General features: G+C 66.1%; 13 protein-coding genes. 7 read left to right on the top strand and 6 right to left on the bottom strand.

Annotation, left to right across the window (positions count from 1 at the left end; genetic code table 11):
* Nucleotides 1-3 precede the first annotated feature (3 nt).
* Nucleotides 4-2,322 (top strand): FdhF/YdeP family oxidoreductase, encoded by a 2,319-nt coding sequence (locus HN018_RS17735; protein WP_171835246.1) that lies wholly within the window; start codon nt 4-6, stop codon nt 2,320-2,322.
* A gap of 218 nt (nt 2,323-2,540) precedes the next feature.
* On the opposite strand, the gene HN018_RS17740 is transcribed toward HN018_RS17735, so the two are convergent.
* Complete coding sequence (locus tag HN018_RS17740; protein ID WP_171835247.1) at nt 2,541-3,680, bottom strand: FAD-dependent oxidoreductase; 1,140 nt, start codon at nt 3,678-3,680, stop codon at nt 2,541-2,543.
* Nucleotides 3,681-3,911: 231 nt separating this feature from the next.
* Between HN018_RS17740 and HN018_RS17745 the strand changes: the two genes are divergently transcribed.
* Nucleotides 3,912-4,094 (top strand): hypothetical protein, encoded by a 183-nt coding sequence (locus HN018_RS17745; RefSeq protein ID WP_171835248.1) that lies wholly within the window; start codon nt 3,912-3,914, stop codon nt 4,092-4,094.
* Nucleotides 4,095-4,234: 140 nt separating this feature from the next.
* On the opposite strand, the gene bluB is transcribed toward HN018_RS17745, so the two are convergent.
* Nucleotides 4,235-4,897, bottom strand: a complete 663-nt coding sequence (gene bluB, locus HN018_RS17750) for a 5,6-dimethylbenzimidazole synthase (RefSeq protein ID WP_171835249.1) — start codon at nt 4,895-4,897, stop codon at nt 4,235-4,237.
* A gap of 95 nt (nt 4,898-4,992) precedes the next feature.
* Between bluB and HN018_RS17755 the strand changes: the two genes are divergently transcribed.
* From HN018_RS17755 to HN018_RS17770, 4 genes are all read left to right on the top strand, one after another.
* Nucleotides 4,993-6,225, top strand: a complete 1,233-nt coding sequence (locus HN018_RS17755; RefSeq protein ID WP_171835250.1) for a dicarboxylate/amino acid:cation symporter — start codon at nt 4,993-4,995, stop codon at nt 6,223-6,225.
* A gap of 390 nt (nt 6,226-6,615) precedes the next feature.
* Nucleotides 6,616-7,569 (top strand): sugar-binding protein, encoded by a 954-nt coding sequence (locus HN018_RS17760; RefSeq protein ID WP_171835251.1) that lies wholly within the window; start codon nt 6,616-6,618, stop codon nt 7,567-7,569.
* A 19-nt stretch (nt 7,570-7,588) separates the two neighbouring features.
* Nucleotides 7,589-9,115, top strand: coding sequence for a sugar ABC transporter ATP-binding protein (locus tag HN018_RS17765; protein WP_171835252.1), 1,527 nt, complete (start codon nt 7,589-7,591; stop codon nt 9,113-9,115).
* Complete coding sequence (locus HN018_RS17770; protein WP_171835253.1) at nt 9,112-10,119, top strand: ABC transporter permease; 1,008 nt, start codon at nt 9,112-9,114, stop codon at nt 10,117-10,119. The genes HN018_RS17765 and HN018_RS17770 overlap by 4 nt, the downstream gene beginning before the upstream one ends.
* 33 nt (nt 10,120-10,152) lie before the next feature.
* Here the strand turns inward: HN018_RS17770 and HN018_RS17775 are convergent, their stop codons facing one another.
* The 4 genes from HN018_RS17775 to lepB all read right to left on the bottom strand — a co-directional run bounded on the left by HN018_RS17775 (nt 10,153) and on the right by lepB (nt 14,806).
* Complete coding sequence (locus HN018_RS17775; protein ID WP_171835254.1) at nt 10,153-12,387, bottom strand: xanthine dehydrogenase family protein molybdopterin-binding subunit; 2,235 nt, start codon at nt 12,385-12,387, stop codon at nt 10,153-10,155.
* Between the two features lie 3 nt (nt 12,388-12,390).
* Entirely contained in the window at nt 12,391-13,374 is a 984-nt protein-coding gene (locus HN018_RS17780; RefSeq protein ID WP_171835255.1) for an FAD binding domain-containing protein, read from the bottom strand.
* Nucleotide 13,375: 1 nt separating this feature from the next.
* On the bottom strand, nt 13,376-13,873 hold the full coding sequence (locus HN018_RS17785; protein ID WP_171835256.1) for a (2Fe-2S)-binding protein: 498 nt from the start codon (nt 13,871-13,873) through the stop codon (nt 13,376-13,378).
* 177 nt (nt 13,874-14,050) lie between these two features.
* Complete coding sequence (gene lepB, locus HN018_RS17790; protein ID WP_239478795.1) at nt 14,051-14,806, bottom strand: signal peptidase I; 756 nt, start codon at nt 14,804-14,806, stop codon at nt 14,051-14,053.
* A 143-nt stretch (nt 14,807-14,949) separates the two neighbouring features.
* Here lepB and HN018_RS17795 point away from each other — a divergent pair, with 143 nt between their 5' ends.
* Nucleotides 14,950-15,702: a DUF1223 domain-containing protein gene (locus HN018_RS17795; RefSeq protein ID WP_204259567.1), complete on the top strand. Its 753-nt coding sequence runs from the start codon at nt 14,950-14,952 to the stop codon at nt 15,700-15,702.
* Nucleotides 15,703-15,738: the final 36 nt, after the last annotated feature.

Consider the following 15,738-nt stretch of genomic DNA (forward strand, 5'->3'; position numbering starts at 1 on the left):
GCCATGTCCGGTTCGTCACGCTTCAAGCCAAACTCCAGTCCGGCCGGCGGCTGGGGAGCCCTGAATGCCACGGCGCGGATCCTGCGCGAGCAAAGCGTGATCGCCCAGTCCACGACGACCTTGCTCAAGATGAACAAGCCCGGCGGGTTCAAATGCTCGTCCTGCGCTTGGCCGAACCCGACGCCCGGCCACGTCAAAACCTTCGAATTCTGCGAGAACGGCGCCAAGGCGCTGGCCTTCGAGACCACGCGCAAGCGGGTGACACGCGAGTTTTTTGCTGCCCACACGGTCAGTGAACTGCGCGGCTGGTCGGACTACGACCTGGAACAGCAAGGCCGCCTGCCCGAGCCGATGCGCTACGATGCGACGACCGACCACTACGTGCCGTGCTCCTGGGACGAGGCGTTCGCCGACATCGCGTCCGAGCTGCAGGCGCTGGACAGCCCGGACGAGGCGGAGTTCTACACATCCGGACGCACCTCGAACGAGGCGGCGTTCCTGTATTCGGTGTTCGTGCGCCAGTTCGGCACCAACAACTTCCCCGACTGCTCGAACATGTGCCACGAGCCGACCAGCCGGGGCCTGCCGAAATCGATCGGCATCGGCAAGGGCACCATCACCATCGACGACTTCGCCAAGGCGGAGGCGATCTTCATCATCGGCCAGAACCCGGGCACCAACAGCCCGCGTATGATGACCAACCTGGTCGAGGCGCGGCATCGTGGCGTGCCGATCGTGGTGATCAACCCGATGCCCGAGCGGGCGCTGATGAAGTTCACCGAGCCACAAAATGCCGTCGAGATGGCGACCGGCGGCTCGACCAAGATCGCCAGCGAGTTCGTACATGTGCGGATCGGCGGCGACATCGCGGTGCTGAAGGGCATCCTGCGCGCCTTGCTGGAAGCCGACGACGCCTCGCGCGCGGCCGGAACCGGCGCGCTGATTGACGACGAATTCATCGCCACCCACACGCACGGTTTCGAAGCGGCGGCAGCGGCGGCGCGCGCGACCGGCTGGGACGAGATCGAGGCGGTCAGCGGCATCGACCAGGCGCAGCTCGCCCGTGTCGCACATATCTATGCGCAGTCGAAGGCCACCATCATCTGCTACGGCATGGGAATCACCCAGCATCAGCGCGGTTCGAACGCGGTGCAGCAGATCGCCAACCTGTTGTTGGCCAAAGGCAATATCGGCAAGCCGGGTGCGGGCATCGCGCCGGTGCGCGGCCATTCAAACGTGCAGGGCGACCGTACCGTCGGCATCGACGAGAAGCCGACCCAGATCTACCTGGACCAGCTCGAGCAGGTGTTCGGCTTCCGGCCGCCACAGGAGCATGGGCACGATACCGTCGAGGCGGTCGAGGCGATGGTCGCGGGACACTCCAAGGTGTTCATCGCGATCGGCGGCAACTTCATCCATGCGATCCCCGACACGCCGATCGCCTACGAGGCCATGAGCCGGCTGAAGCTGAGTGTCGCCGTCAGCACCAAGCTAAACCGCGGACATGTGGTGCATGGGCACAAGGCGTATATCCTGCCGTGCATCGCGCGGGCCGAGCTCGACATCCAGAACGGGGTGAAGCAGCGAATCACCATCGAGGACGCGACGTCGATGGTCGGCGCGTCGTCGGGAATACTGGAACCGGCGTCTCCGGACCTGATTTCCGAGATTGCCATCGTCTGCAGGATGGCGCGGGCGACCCTGCCGGACTCCGCTATTCCGTGGGAAGACTACGAGGGCAATTACGACCTGATCCGTGACAAGATCGCTGCGGTCTATCCGAAGCTCTATGCGCGCATGAACGAGCGTCTGGACGAGCCGCAGTTCCACCTGCGCAATTCCGCCCGCGAGCGCGAGTGGAATACGCCGAGCGGCCGCGCCAACTTCCTGGTGTTCGACGGGATCGCGATGGACAAGCCGGTCGACGTCGAAGGCATGCTGCGGCTGGCGACGATCCGCAGCCACGAGCAGTTCAACACCACCATCTACAGCAACAATGACCGTTACCGCGGCGTCTATAACGACCGCATGGTCGTGTTCATGAACGAGGACGACATGAAGGCCCGCGGCATTACCGTCGAGGGTCCGGTCGAAATGGAGACGGTGTCGCTCGACGGAGCGAGGCGCTGGCTCGGCGGGCTCAAGGCACTGCCCTATCCGATCCCGCGTGGCTCGGTCGCCGCCTACTACCCCGAAACCAATGGGCTGCTGCCGCTGTATCACCATGACGAGTTGAGCAAGACGCCGGCCGCCAAGTCGATTCCGGTGCTGGTGCGGCCGAGCACGCCAGGCGCTGCCGGGTCGGCGATCCAGGGAATGTAGCACCGGAGGTCAGCGGGACCGCACCTGATAGTCGGGATGCGGTCCCGTCGGTCTGCCCACGCTGCATGAACCTGCTGGACGAAACCTTCCAAAAGCTGACATGGAAGTTCCGTGGTCACCGACCGGGATTCGTGTCGCGCCTGATGCGGATTGATCGCAAACGGTGGCAGCTGGAACAGCGTTCAGGAAAACATGGACGTGCTAGGTGAGGCTGCCCGTCATGTGTCAGATGCTGCAAAGCTGCCGAATAGATTGACCAAGCTCCCCGGGGCGTCGTTACCGAAGAACAACTTCAGGTTCTGCGCCGACATACGTGCCGCCTCACGGCTTCGCGGGAACAGGGAGTCCTCATACGCGGACAAGGACGCGTTCATGTCATCAGGATTGTCGATAATCGCCCGGGCGAGTTCCGCGCCGTCATACATGGCTAGGTTGGCGCCCTCACCCGCGAATGGGGACATGAGGTGTGCCGCGTCGCCGACCAAGGTCAGGCCGACCTTTCGCTTCCACTCATGCCCGACCGGCAGCGCATAGATCGGGCGGATCGTCGGATCGGCAACGCTGCCGGTGATGAACCTGATAAGATGCGGCGCCCAGCCGGAGAACTTCTGGGCGATGAAATCCAAGGCTGCGGGAGCATCGCTGAAGTCTATGGACCTGATCCATTCTTCCTGCTCGTTCAACGCGACATATCCCGCGACGCTGCCATCGGCGCTGCGATGCGCGATGATACCCTTGCCCGGCGCCGCTGCCATGAGGGTGCCGGTTCCGATCGCCGCCACGCTTTCCGCATTGCGCGCGTCCCCGGCGGCTAGCGCGATCTCGATGAAGCAAGTGCCTGAATAAACCGGCTTGGAATCGGAAAGGAGTGGGCGGACTTTTGACCAGGCGCCGTCAGCTCCGACGAGCAGATCAATCGCCGTCCGGGTCCCGTTGGCGAAGCCGACCTCGTGGCGCCCTTCTGCAGTCCGCGTCAGGTACGTGACCTTGTGATCCCAACGGATCGCGGTATCCGGAAGCGAGGCAATCAGCATCGCGCGAAGCTCACCCCGATCGACCTCTGGGCACCTGGGCGAGCGGTCCCCCGCCTTGTCGAACAAGATAACCCCATCCTTGTTTACGACGCGCTTTGCATCTTCGCCGAGCCGAACAAGACGCAGAAATGCATCATACAGACCGGTCGCCTTGAGCGCGAGCTGGCCGTTATGCTCGTGTATATCGAGCAGGCCTCCCTGCTCCCTGGCGACCGGCGACAGCTCGGCCTCGTAGATTGTCGCTTCGATCCCGTAGCGATGCAGGGTACGGGCAAGCGTCAGGCCAGCAAGGCCGGCACCGATAATCGCAAGGGTGTCTCGCATGCATGCGCTCCAGTGTCGCAGCATCCTGCGATGCTGGCGGTTGTTCGGAGACGCTGGGCAGCCACGCAGGGTGCGTGGGCGACGTGTATGCGGCGGCTTGCAATGAAAGGGCAGCCGTTTTTCGCGACGCTCGATCGATATAGGAGGCTGTCGGGTTCAACAAGGCTTACGCCTTACTTGCGGCCCGTGCCTTCTCCCGGACTACCATCGTTTGCGGGAGCAGCGAGCGGCATGCGCGCCATGTTCGACAGCCTGGCTTTGAGCCTGGCGGTGGAACCCCGGCCCGGTCGACGACGGTCAATGCCGGGCGACTGGCCGAAGGCGCACTGGCTCCCGGGCTGGGGACCAATTTGGCTTGCAGCCCTGCTCGGGTTGGCGTTCGGAGTAGCAGCCGCCCTGTCCCACTCGATCTGATACGCAGCCGGGCACGCGCTGGCACGGTTGCTGCGGAACGATCGACAGTGGCAGGTGCTGAACGCCGTACTGGGTGTTCTGCTGGTCGCTCCGATCATCCCCGATGTGGCCCTGGCCGACCCACCGTGGGCGGATGCCGGTCAGCGATGAAGGATACGCGATCCGGCGTTCTGCCGGCGCTCCCATCCGGCTCGTTCCAGTTCTGGCGTGTCGTCCTCCGCCAGCAGGAAGCCCAGGCAGAAATAACCGATGAAGGTCCAGTGCGCGGGGATGTCGAGCGTCTCGGCAATCGCCGCCGGGTTCAGGATCGAGACCCAGCCCAGCCCCAGGTTGACGGCGCGGGCAGCCAGCCAGAGCGTGTGGGCCGCCATCACCGCCGAATACGTCGTGGTGTCCGGCATGGTCTCCCGGCCCAGCCGTTTCCCCTGCGCCGGTTCGGGATCGGCGAAGATCGCGAACTGGCTGGGGGCCTGGTCGAGTCCCGCCAGCTTAAGGCGCGCATAGGACGCGGCACGCTCCTGCGACTGATCGGCCAGGGCTCGTGCATTGCAGGCCTCGAAATCTGCACGGATGGCGGCTCGGCGTGACGGGTCGTCGACGATGACGAACCGCCAGGGCTGGCTCAGCCCGACCGACGGCGCCAGGCACGCCAGCTCGAACAGGTCAGCGAGCAACCCAGCCGGAACCGGCTCGCGACTGAAATGCCGGACGTCACGGCGCCAGGCGAACAGCTCGTCGAGTTGCCGACGAAATACGTCGTCGAAGGTTGGTCCGGCGCTGTCCGGAAGTCGCGCATCTGTCATGCCGGCTCTTCTACGCCATCGGGCAGCGGAGCGAACGCCTGCATCGCCAGGCGCCGGTGCCGATGCAACGGCCCACGTCTGCGCTACAAAGGGGAATGAGATCTTCGGGCGTCATTCTTCTCGCGATGCTGCTCGGCCTGATAGCTGGCGGCATCCTGCATGGCGTGGTGCCAGCACCGATATCCCAGTCGGCCGCCGATGATGCAGGGGTCGTCGCGGACCTGTTCCTCCGGCTGATCCGGATGATCATCGCGCCGCTGGTGTTCGCGACGCTGGCGGGCGGGATCGCCGGCATGCGAGGCGGCTCGATCGGACGGAGCGCCCTGCTGGCGATGACGTGGTTCGTCACCGCGTCGCTGGTCTCGCTAGGGCTGGGGCTCGTCGCCGCGAACGTGCTGCAGCCCGGCGCCGGCTTGTCGCTGTCGGTGCCGCCCATGGCTGCAGGCACCACCGCGGGCATCGCCAGGGGTTTCGACACACGCAGCTTCATCACCCATCTGGTGCCGTCGAGCGTGATCGACGCGATGGCGCGCAACGACATCGTAGAGATCGTGGTGTTCGCGTCGCTGTTCGGGACCGCGGTGGCCGCGATGCCGGACGCAGCCTCGACGCGCCTGCGCGGCATGCTGGCGGATCTGGCCGACGCGATGCTGGCCCTGACCAGACTGGTGATGCGGCTGGCGCCGGTTGCGGTGTTCGCAGCGCTGTTCGCGACGTTCGCACGCGGCGGGATCGGCATGGCAGGCAGTTTCGCAGCGTTCATCGGCGGCTTCTACGCGACCATGCTGGTGCTGTGGGTGCTGCTGGCCGGGGCAGGCTTCGTGCTGCTTGGACGGCCGGTGTTCGGCTTGCTCCGCGTGATCGCGCCGGCCGGCATGGTGGCGTTCGCGACGGCAAGCAGCGAGGCGGTGTTTCCGTTGATGGTCGCAACCCTGGAACGGTTCGGCGTGTCGCCGAGGCTGGTCGGGTTCGTGCTGCCGCTCGGCTACGCGTTCAACCTGGACGGTTCGATGCTGTTCCAGGCATTCGCGGCGCTGTTCATCGCGCAGGCCTACGGCATTCCGCTTACGATGGAGCAGCAGGTCGGGATGCTGCTGGTGCTGATGGTCAGCAGCAAGGGCACCGCCGGCGTGCCGCGTGCGGCGATCGTGGCGCTGGCGGCGGTCATGCCGGCGTTCGGATTGCCGGATGCGGGCCTGCTGCTGATCCTGGGCGTGGACCATCTGCTCGACATGGGCAGGACCGCAACCAACGTGGTCGGCAATGCGATAGCGACCGCCGTGGTGGCACGCCGGACCGAGCCAGGTTTCCGGCGGGAGCCGGGATAGGCGGGACCTATCGGCAGCGTAACGATCGGTTGGGGTGATCGCTCCGGCCGAATGCGTGACCGTTGATCGCCGAGACGCACGACCGCCGTATCGAAAACCAATCCTGCTCAACGCCGCGCCCTCGCACGGCCGGTCGCACGGAACGGTGATCGTCATGCTCGGACGTCACCGTCGCTGCACGAGAGCCGCAATCACCCTGGCTACAGGCACGGCCTCCAAACCGTTCGGCGAGATAATGGCAGCGGGTGACCTATCCGTCGATCGCTTCGAAATCGGAACCGTGAAGCGCGTCTTCAAGTAAGCACCTATCCAGACCGCGACGAATCGCCCTAGCATCGCAACGGCGTTGCCAAGAGCGCCGAATATAAAAAACAAAGACCCGGAGGAAACATGCGTCGCCTCATCCAGGCTGCTCTCATGGGGGCGGCCACCCTTTCATTGTGCAGTGCACCAGCCGGTGCCCAGCAGAAGAAATCCCTTGCCCTGATCACCAACGTCTCGGCCGATTTCTGGACCGTCGCCCGCGCCGGCGTCATGAAGGCACAGAAGGAACATCCCGACTTCGCCATGCAGGTGATCGTCACCGGCCAGGCAACGGCGGCCGAGCAACGTCGCGAGCTGGACGATCTGCTCGCCAACGGCATCGCCGGCGTTTCCATCTCGGCCATCGATCCCAAGAACTCTACCGAGGAGTTCAACAAGGTCGCCAGCCACGCCGTCCTCTTCACCACCGACAGCGACGCGCCGGGCTCCAACCGCGTGCTCTATATCGGCACCGACAACAAGGCGGCCGGCCTGCAGGCTGCCACCGAGATCAGGAAGGCCCTGCCCCAGGGCGGCAAGATGATGGCCTTCGTCGGCACCATGGATGCCGACAATGCGCGCGAGCGCGTCGACGGGATCAAGGAAGGGCTGCAGGGCAGCAACATCCAGATCGTCGACATCCGCACCGACGGCGGCGATTTCGCCAAGGCAAAAGCGAACGTGCAGGACGCGCTCGCAAAGGGCGGCCTCGACGTCCTGGTCGGCCTCTACAATTACAATACGCCGCAGATCTACTCCGCCGTGAAGGATGCCGGCATGTCCGGCAAGATCAAGGTCGTGGGCTTCGACGAGGACGCCCAGACGCTGCGCGGTGTCGCCGACGGCACGATCCAGTCGACGATCGTTCAGCAGCCGTTCGAGTTCGGCTATCAGTCGATGACCGACCTGGTGAAGTACATCAACGGCGACAAGTCCTTCATTCCGGCCAACCACCTCATCATCATTCCCACACGCATCATCCAGAAGGACAACGTGCACGAGTTCCAGCAGAGCATGCGCAAGATGCTGGCTGCGAAATAGCTCCGGAAGACTGCGCCGCATGTCGTCCCCACCGCTGCTGTCCCTGGTCGGGATCAGCAAGTCGTACGCCGGCGTCAGGGCTCTCGAGGATGTCAGCCTCACCGTCGAGGCCGGAACCGTTCTTGGCCTGATCGGCGAGAACGGCGCCGGCAAGTCGACGCTGATGAAAATCCTCGGTGGGGTCGTCCAGCCGAGTGCGGGCAGCATCGTCGTCGACGGCGTGGCGCACAGCACCATGACCGTCGCCGACGCCGCCCGTGCCGGCATCGCCTTCGTCCACCAGGAACTGACCGTCCTGGACAATCTCGACGTCGCCGCCAACATCTTCCTCGGCCGTGAGGCGGTGATGGGCGGTCCGCTCCGGCTTGTCCGCAACCGGCGCATGCATGATCTCGCGCGCCCGCTGCTCGAGCGCCTCGGAGCGGATTTCGGTCCAGAAACGAGCGTGTCGCGGCTGCTGATCGCCCAGAGGCAACTCGTCGAGATCGCCAGGGCGCTGTCGGTCGATGCGCGCGTCATCATCATGGACGAACCAACCTCCAGCCTGACGCTGCAGGAAACCGACCGGCTGCTGCAGGTGATTGCCGAACTGCGCGCGTCCGGCGTCGCGGTGATCTATATCAGCCACCGTCTGCACGAGGTGAAGCTCTGTGCCGACCGCGTGGTCTGCCTCCGCGACGGCAGCGTCGCCGGCGAGCTTTCACGTGACGAGATCGACCATAACGCGATGATCCGCCTGATGATCGGCCGCGAACTCCGCTCCCTCTACACGCCGCCGCGCACGCCGCCCGGAGGCGAACTCTGTGTCGTCGACCGGGTCGTCACCAGCGCCTTTCCCGATCGTCACATCTCGTTCAGCGTCCATCGCGGCGAGATCCTCGGCCTGGCCGGCCTGGTTGGGTCCGGCCGTACCTCGCTCGCCCGCGCGCTGTTCGGGGTCGACCCGATCCTGTCGGGCGAGGTCCACCTGGCCGGAAAGCGGGTGGAGGTTCCGTCGCCCAGGCGGGCGATCGCGCAGGGGATCTACCTCGTGCCGGAGGACCGCAAAGGCCAGGGCCTGGTGCTGGACATGCCGTTGTCGGAAAACATCTCGCTCGCCAGCCTGCGCCGCTATGCCAGCTTCAACCTCGTCGATCGCGATGCCGAGGCGACCACCGCCCGCGCCCAGCAGGTCTCGCTCAGGATCAAGACGCCCGGTGTCGGCGTCCATGCCGCGACCTTGTCCGGCGGCAACCAGCAGAAGGTGGTTCTCGCCAAGTGGCTCTCGATGGCGCCGCGCCTGATCATTTTCGACGAACCCACGCGCGGCATCGATGTCGGTGCCAAGGGCGAGATCTACACGCTGATGCGCGCACTCGCCGATGACGGAGTCGCCATCATCATGATTTCCAGCGACATGGAGGAGGTCATCGGGGTCTCAGACCGCGTCGCCGTCATGCACGAAGGCGAGATCAGCGGCATTCTCGACCGCGTCGATTTCTCCGAGCTCAACGTCCTGCGTCTCGCCATCGGCCAACCCGTCGAACAGCTGGAGTCCCTCGCATGACCCGGAAGGATTGGGGACTTCTTCTTCTCCTGATCGTCGTCGGTGGTATCACCGCGATCCTCAACCCGCGCTTCCTCTCCGCCGTCAACCTGCTCGACATGGCCAACCTCATCGGCCTGTTCGGCATCTTCTCGATCGGCGAGGGGCTGGTGGTCATCACCGGCGGCATCGATCTTTCCGTCGGCTCGATGTTCTCCCTGCTCGGCGTCATATTCATCGACCTACTGGTCAATCGCGGCGTACCCTGGCCGCTGGCGATCCTCGCCATCGTAGTTGGCGGCATCGTGCTCGGGGCGCTGCAGGGCCTGCTGGTGACCAAGGCCAAGCTCCAGCCGTTCGTCGTCACCTTGTGCGGATTGCTGATCTATCGCGGCGCCGCCCGCTACTACACCACCGACGCCACCATGGGGTTCGGCTACACCGACGATTTCGACTGGCTCGGCTGGCTGGCGTCCGGGCGCAGCTGGGGCATCCCGCACCCGTTCATCCTGCTGATCCTGGTCGCCGTGGTCATGGGCGTGCTGCTGCATCGCTCGGTGTTCGGCCGCTACCTGTTCGCGATCGGCCGCAACGAGGAGGCCGCCCGCTTCTCCGGGATCCGCACCGGCGCGATCATCACCGGTGCCTACATCATCAGCGGCGGGCTGGCCGGCCTCGCGACGATCTGCCTGGTGTTCTACACGAATTCCGTCTCACCCTCGTCGTTCGGTAATTTCTACGAGCTCTATGCAATTGCCGCCGCCGTGCTCGGCGGCTGCAGCCTGCGCGGCGGCGAAGGCTCGATCATCGGCATCGTCCTCGGCACCGCCCTGCTCCAGGTGCTGCAGAACCTGGTGAACATCCTGGGCATCCCGAGTTCGCTCAACTTCGCCGTCATGGGCACGGTGATCCTGATCGGCGTTCTTGCCGACCAGCCCTTTATCCGGCGCGCAATCCCATCGATCCGCTCGTTCCGCTCCGGCAGCGCGACGCCGGCCGCCAAATCGACCAGGGCGATACCGTAACCCTGGCTGGCACGCGCCACGAACCGATCGGTTCTACCCCAGCAGGTCCTCGACCAGGATCGGCGTCTTGCGCACCCTGATGCCGGTGGCGTGGTAGATGGCGTTGGCGATCGCGGCGGGCATGCCGACGATGCTGACCTCGCCGACCGCCTTGGCGCCGATCGCGTTCACTACCGTGTCATGCTCGTCCAGCGTCTCGACGATCACGTCGCCGATGTCCGCATTGGTCGAGACGTGATAGCCGGCGAGATCGGTGTTGGCGAAGCGGGCGCGCGGCCGGTCGACCCTGGTTTCCTCCAGCAGCGCGAAGCTGGCGCCCCAGATCATGCCGCCGGCGAGGTTGCTGTGCGCCGTGCGCGGATTGATGATCCGCCCGCATGCGAACACCCCCACCATGCGCGACACCTTCACCGTGCGCAGCAGCGGGTCGATCCGGACCTCGGCGAACTGCGCGCCGAACGAGTGCGAGACGTGCGTGGCGGTAACCGGCCCCGCGAATGCCATACCGCCGGCGAGGCCGCGACGCATCGACCGGTCATCCATGCCGGTCGGCTTCCAGTTGGCGGTCTCCTCGATGAACCCGCCGGGGCTGTTCCCGAGCACCTGCGCGATGCGGTGCCGGCTGCCGTCCGGACCGACCACATGCCCGTCGGCAATGGTGAAGCCGGCGGTATCGCCGCTGCCCGAGACGGCCTGGAACAGCCGGTCGCGGACGGCGGTCGCCGCCATGTGCACGGCCGATCCAGACGATCCGGTGGTGACCGACCCGCCGGCCATCGATCCGGACGGCAAGGTGGTATCGCCGAGATGGACCCGGACCAGTTCGTCGGACACGTGCAGCACGTCGGCGGCAACCTGGCCCAGCACCGTGTAGGCGCCGGTGCCGAGATCATGCGCGGCGCAGGACACGATGCAGGTGCCGTCCGCATTCAGCCGGACCCGCGCGGACGATGGCGCCATCGCCGACGGGTAGGTCGCGGTGGCGCAGCCCCAGCCGATCAGGGTGCCGTCGGCCGCCGTCATCGAACCGACGCCCGGCGTGCGGCGGTCCCAGCCGAACAGCTCGGCCCCGCGCCGGTAGCACTGCACCAGGGAGCGGCTGCTCCAGGGCAGGTCGCTGACCGGGTCGCGGGCGGGCTCGTTGCGGATCCGCAGCTCGATCGGGTCCATGGCGAGCGCCACCGCCAGTTCGTCCACCGCGCTCTCGAACCCGAAGAAGCCGGGGGCTTCCGCCGGCGCCCGCTGAAAGCCGGGCGTGTTCACGTCGGTGGCGATGGTGGTTTCCCGCATCCGGATGTTGGGGGACGCATACATCCGTGCGGTGATCGCGGTCCCGGCAAAGGCGATATGGTCGATCGCGGCAGTCTGCCCGGCCTCGTCGTGCAGCACGGCGGTCAGGGTGCCGTCGCGTTCGGCGGCCAGGCGGACCCGGCTGCGCGTGGCCGGACGGAACGAGCCGACGGTGAACATCGCCTCGCGCGGCACCACCAGCTTGACCGGACGGCCGAGCCGCCGCGCCGCCATCGCGACCAGCACGGTATGCGGCAGGATGGTGGCCTTGCCGCCGAAGCCGCCGCCGACGAACGGGCTCTCGACCTTTATGTCGGCCATCGGGATGCCGAAGATCGTCGCTAGGCCGGCCTGGGTGCCCACCACCCACTGGCTCGGGACGTTGACCAGCAAGGTATCGTCGCGCCAGACGGCGGAGGTCGCATACAGCTCGATCGGGTTGTGATGCTGCGCCGGCGTGAGATAGGTCGCATCGATTTTGACCGGGGCGGCATCGAACGCGGCTTCGGCATCGCCCTTGTCGATCGACTTGTCCGCCAGCCGGGTCTCGATGCGATCGGGATCGTCGATCGCCGCGGAGGCATGCTCGGCCTGGTAGTCGATCTCGACCTTCCGCGCGGCTTCCTCCGCCGCTTCCTGGGTGTCGGCCACGATCAGCGAGACGATCTGGCCGGCATAATGCACCTGGTCCGAACTCAGCGGCATGAAGGAGGACTGCATGTGGCCGCCCTTCATGATGAAGGTCTCGCCGTTCAGCGTGGCGTTCAGGCTGCGATGGGTGAGCACGAGGCGGACACCGGGGACGGCTTCCGCGGCCGCCGTGTCGATCCGGGTCATGCGGCCACGGGCGATCGGGCTGGTGGCGATCGCGGCGTAGGCGGTGTCGGCGTGGGGAAAATCGGCGGCATAACGCGCGACGCCGGTGGCCTTGGCGGCGGCGTCGCGACGGACGACCGGACGACCGATGCTTCCATCCATGGTTCAGATCCTCCGGCTGGCGAGCAGGGCGGCGCGGGCAACCACGCGGCGGCCGAGCTCGACCTTGAATGCATTCTGGCGCAACGGCCGCGCCCCGACGAAGGCTGCATCGCCGGCCTCCAGGGCGGTCGCCTGGGTGAGCTGGCGGCCGACAAGTGCTGCCTCGGCCTCGGGTGCCCGCCAGGGCCTGGAGGCGACGCCGCCGAGCGAGACACGTGCGGCCCTAACGTGGTCGCCGTCCATCTCGAGGGCGACCGTCGCCGAGACGAGCGCGTAGGCGTAGCTCTGGCGGTCGCGCACCTTCAGGTAGGTCGATTTCCGGCCGAGCGGCGTCGCCTGCACGGTGATGGCGGTGACGATCTCGCCCGGCCGGAGCACGGTCTCGACCACCGGATCGTCGCCGTACGGCAGATGGAAGTCTGCGAACGGAACCGTGCGGCGGCCGGTCGCGGAGCTGATTTCCACGTCGGTGTCGAACGCCGCGAGCGCCGTTCCCCAGTCGCCGGGATAATTGGCGACGCACAGATCGGAGGTGCCGAACAACGCCATCTCGCGATCCTCGCCATCCAGGGCGGAACAGCCGGAGTTGGGAACGCGCTTGTTGCAGGCGGACACGCCGTTGCGGAAATACGGACACCGGGTGCGCTGCAGGATGTTGCCCCCGAGCGTGGCGGCGTTGCGAAGCTGCTGCGATGCGGCCTGTTGCAGGCTCTCGGGCAGGGCCGGGTAGTCGCGTAGCAGGGTCGGGTTCTCGGCCGCGTCGGCCATGCGCACCAGGGCGCCGAAGCGCAGCACCGGGCCGTCGGTATCGATCGTGGCCAATTCGGGCAGGTGGCCGATATCGACTAGGCTCGACGGTGCCGCGAGATCGCCGCGCATCAGGTCGATCATGGTGGTGCCGCCGGCGAGGATCGCAGCACCCGGCTGTGCGGCCTGCTGCAGTGCCTCGTTCAGGGATTGTGCACGGACATAGGTGAAGGGCTGCATCTCAGGCGTCTCCGGCGTTCGCGACATCCCGGACCGCGGCAACGATGTTGGGATAGGCACCACAGCGGCACAGGTTCCCCGACATGTATTCGCGGATCTGCTCGTCGGATCGGGCGTGTCCTTCCTGGACGCAGGCAACCGCGGACATGATCTGGCCGGGCGTGCAGTAGCCGCACTGGAGCGCGTCATGCTCGACGAAGGCGGCCTGCATCGGATGCAGCGTACCGTCGGGCCCGGCGAGGCCTTCGATCGTGACGACCGGCCGACCGGACGCGGATGCCGCCAGGGTCAGGCAGGCGAGTTGGCGCCGGCCGTCGATATGGACCGTGCACGCGCCACAGGTTCCGTGGTTGCAGCCGACCTTGGTGCCGGTCAGCCCGAGATGCTCGCGGAGCGCATCCAGCAGTGTCGTGCGCGGATCGAGCAGAAGCGCATGCCGACGGCCATTGACGTGCAGGTCGAGCGGAACGACGACGCTCGACGATTGGGTCTGGGACATGTGGCGGAACTCCGGTGTCTGTTCCAGGAAGAAGCAGTCGGACGCCGTGACAGTTCAGCGTCGCTACCGCTTCGACACAACGCCGCTCAGGCGGAAATGTCCCGCCACGATAGTCCATCCTGCGGCCCTGGCGCTACCGGGCCGCCAGCCCACAAGCTCGGGTCGAGCGAGGGCATGTCAGTCGATCGAGTGCAGGAAACGTCCGGAGCGGATCGACGCGATCCAGGAGGTGGGGCCGCCGGTGGTGACCGCGATGTCGCGCGATGCCAGGACGAGCTCGACGCGGCCCTGCAGGTTCCAGAGCGGCAACAGCCCGACGCCACCCTGACCGACCGGGACGCGGCTGTCGGCGGAGTTGTCGCGATTGTCGCCCATCACGAACAGGCAGCCGGCCGGTACGATCACATCGGGCGTGTCGTCGAGCGGGCCGTCTTTCCAGCGTTTGAGGATCGGGTGCGACCGGCCGTCCGGCAGCGCCTCGGTGAAGCGCTCGGCGGGAACCTTGCTGCCATCGGCAACTTCCTCGTCGCCCGGTCCGTCGTCATGCCACGTCACCTTCCGGCCGTTCAGCCAGAGCCGGCCGGCGCGCATCTGCACATGGTCGCCGGGCAGGCCGACAACGCGCTTGACCCATGTCGTGCCGGGCATGGCCGGGCCGCGGAAGACGACGATGTCGCCCCGCCGGGGCAGGCTGGCAAATATCCGGGAGCCGCGCGGCAGCCTGTCCCCGAACGGCAGCGACGCGGTGCTGTAGCCATACGCGAACGGCTCGGCCAGCATCCGGTCGCCGATCAGCAGCGACGGCTGCATCGAGCCGGACGACACGGAATAGGTGGCCGCAAGACTGCTGCGCGCGACGCAGACCAGAAACAGCGTCAGGGCGATCTCGGTCGCGGTGCGTCGCCACTGGGGTGGCGGCAATAGATTTGTCACGGCAGCGGCTTCGTCCCTGATCGAATGCAATTTCGACGAGGATGATGCGGCAGGGAAGTTAATAAAACGCAATGACCGGCATCGTGAATACCAAACTGGTTCAGCCTCCGTAACCTCGATGGACCGCACGGCGAAGTCCCGTCATGCCGCGTCTCCTGCATGTGCAGGCAGGCGTCTATCGGAGCATGATCATGGTCTTGCAAAGCACCGCATTCGCCATCCTGATGGTCGCGGGATTGGCCGTCTCGGCCCAGTCGGCCAGGGCTGCGGATATCGCGCATCCAACCGTCGTCGAACTTTTTCAGAGCCAGGGCTGCTCATCATGCCCGCCAGCCAACGCCAACGTCATGGCGATCGCCGACGATCCTACCGTTCTCACCCTCTCATGGCAGGTGACCTACTGGGACAATCTCGGCTGGAAGGATACCTTCGATAATCCGGCATTCACCAAGCGCCAGTATGAATACGCCGACGCGTTCCATCGCCAGCAGGTGTTCACTCCAGAAGTCGTGGTCAACGGCCGATCGGATATCGTCGGCAGCAGGCGTGATGAACTCGACGCGCTGGTCCACCAGGATGATCGCGGCACCGGCGGCCCGAGCGTAACGGTCGCGGGAGACCGGGTGACGGTTTCCGGACCCGGCTCGGCTCCCGGCACTATTGTCCTGCTGGTCCGTTACAACCCGAACATCCTGCAGGTGCCGATCCGGCGTGGTGAAAATGGCGGCCAGACATTGCCGCACCGCAACGTGGTTCGTCAGCTGGTGTCTCTAGGAGACTGGAAGGGGCAGACACAGACCTACGCCCTGCCTGCCGCCGGCGAGCCTGGCCTGAAAGCCGCAATCCTGGTGCAGGCGGGCCGTGGCGGGCCGATTATCGCAGCGGCGCGCGTCTGAGGTGGCCGCCAACTCGAAGCCCATGTAACACCGGAC

This window comes from Lichenicola cladoniae, assembly GCF_013201075.1.
In the GTDB taxonomy this organism is placed as follows: Bacteria; Pseudomonadota; Alphaproteobacteria; order Acetobacterales; family Acetobacteraceae; genus Lichenicola; species Lichenicola cladoniae.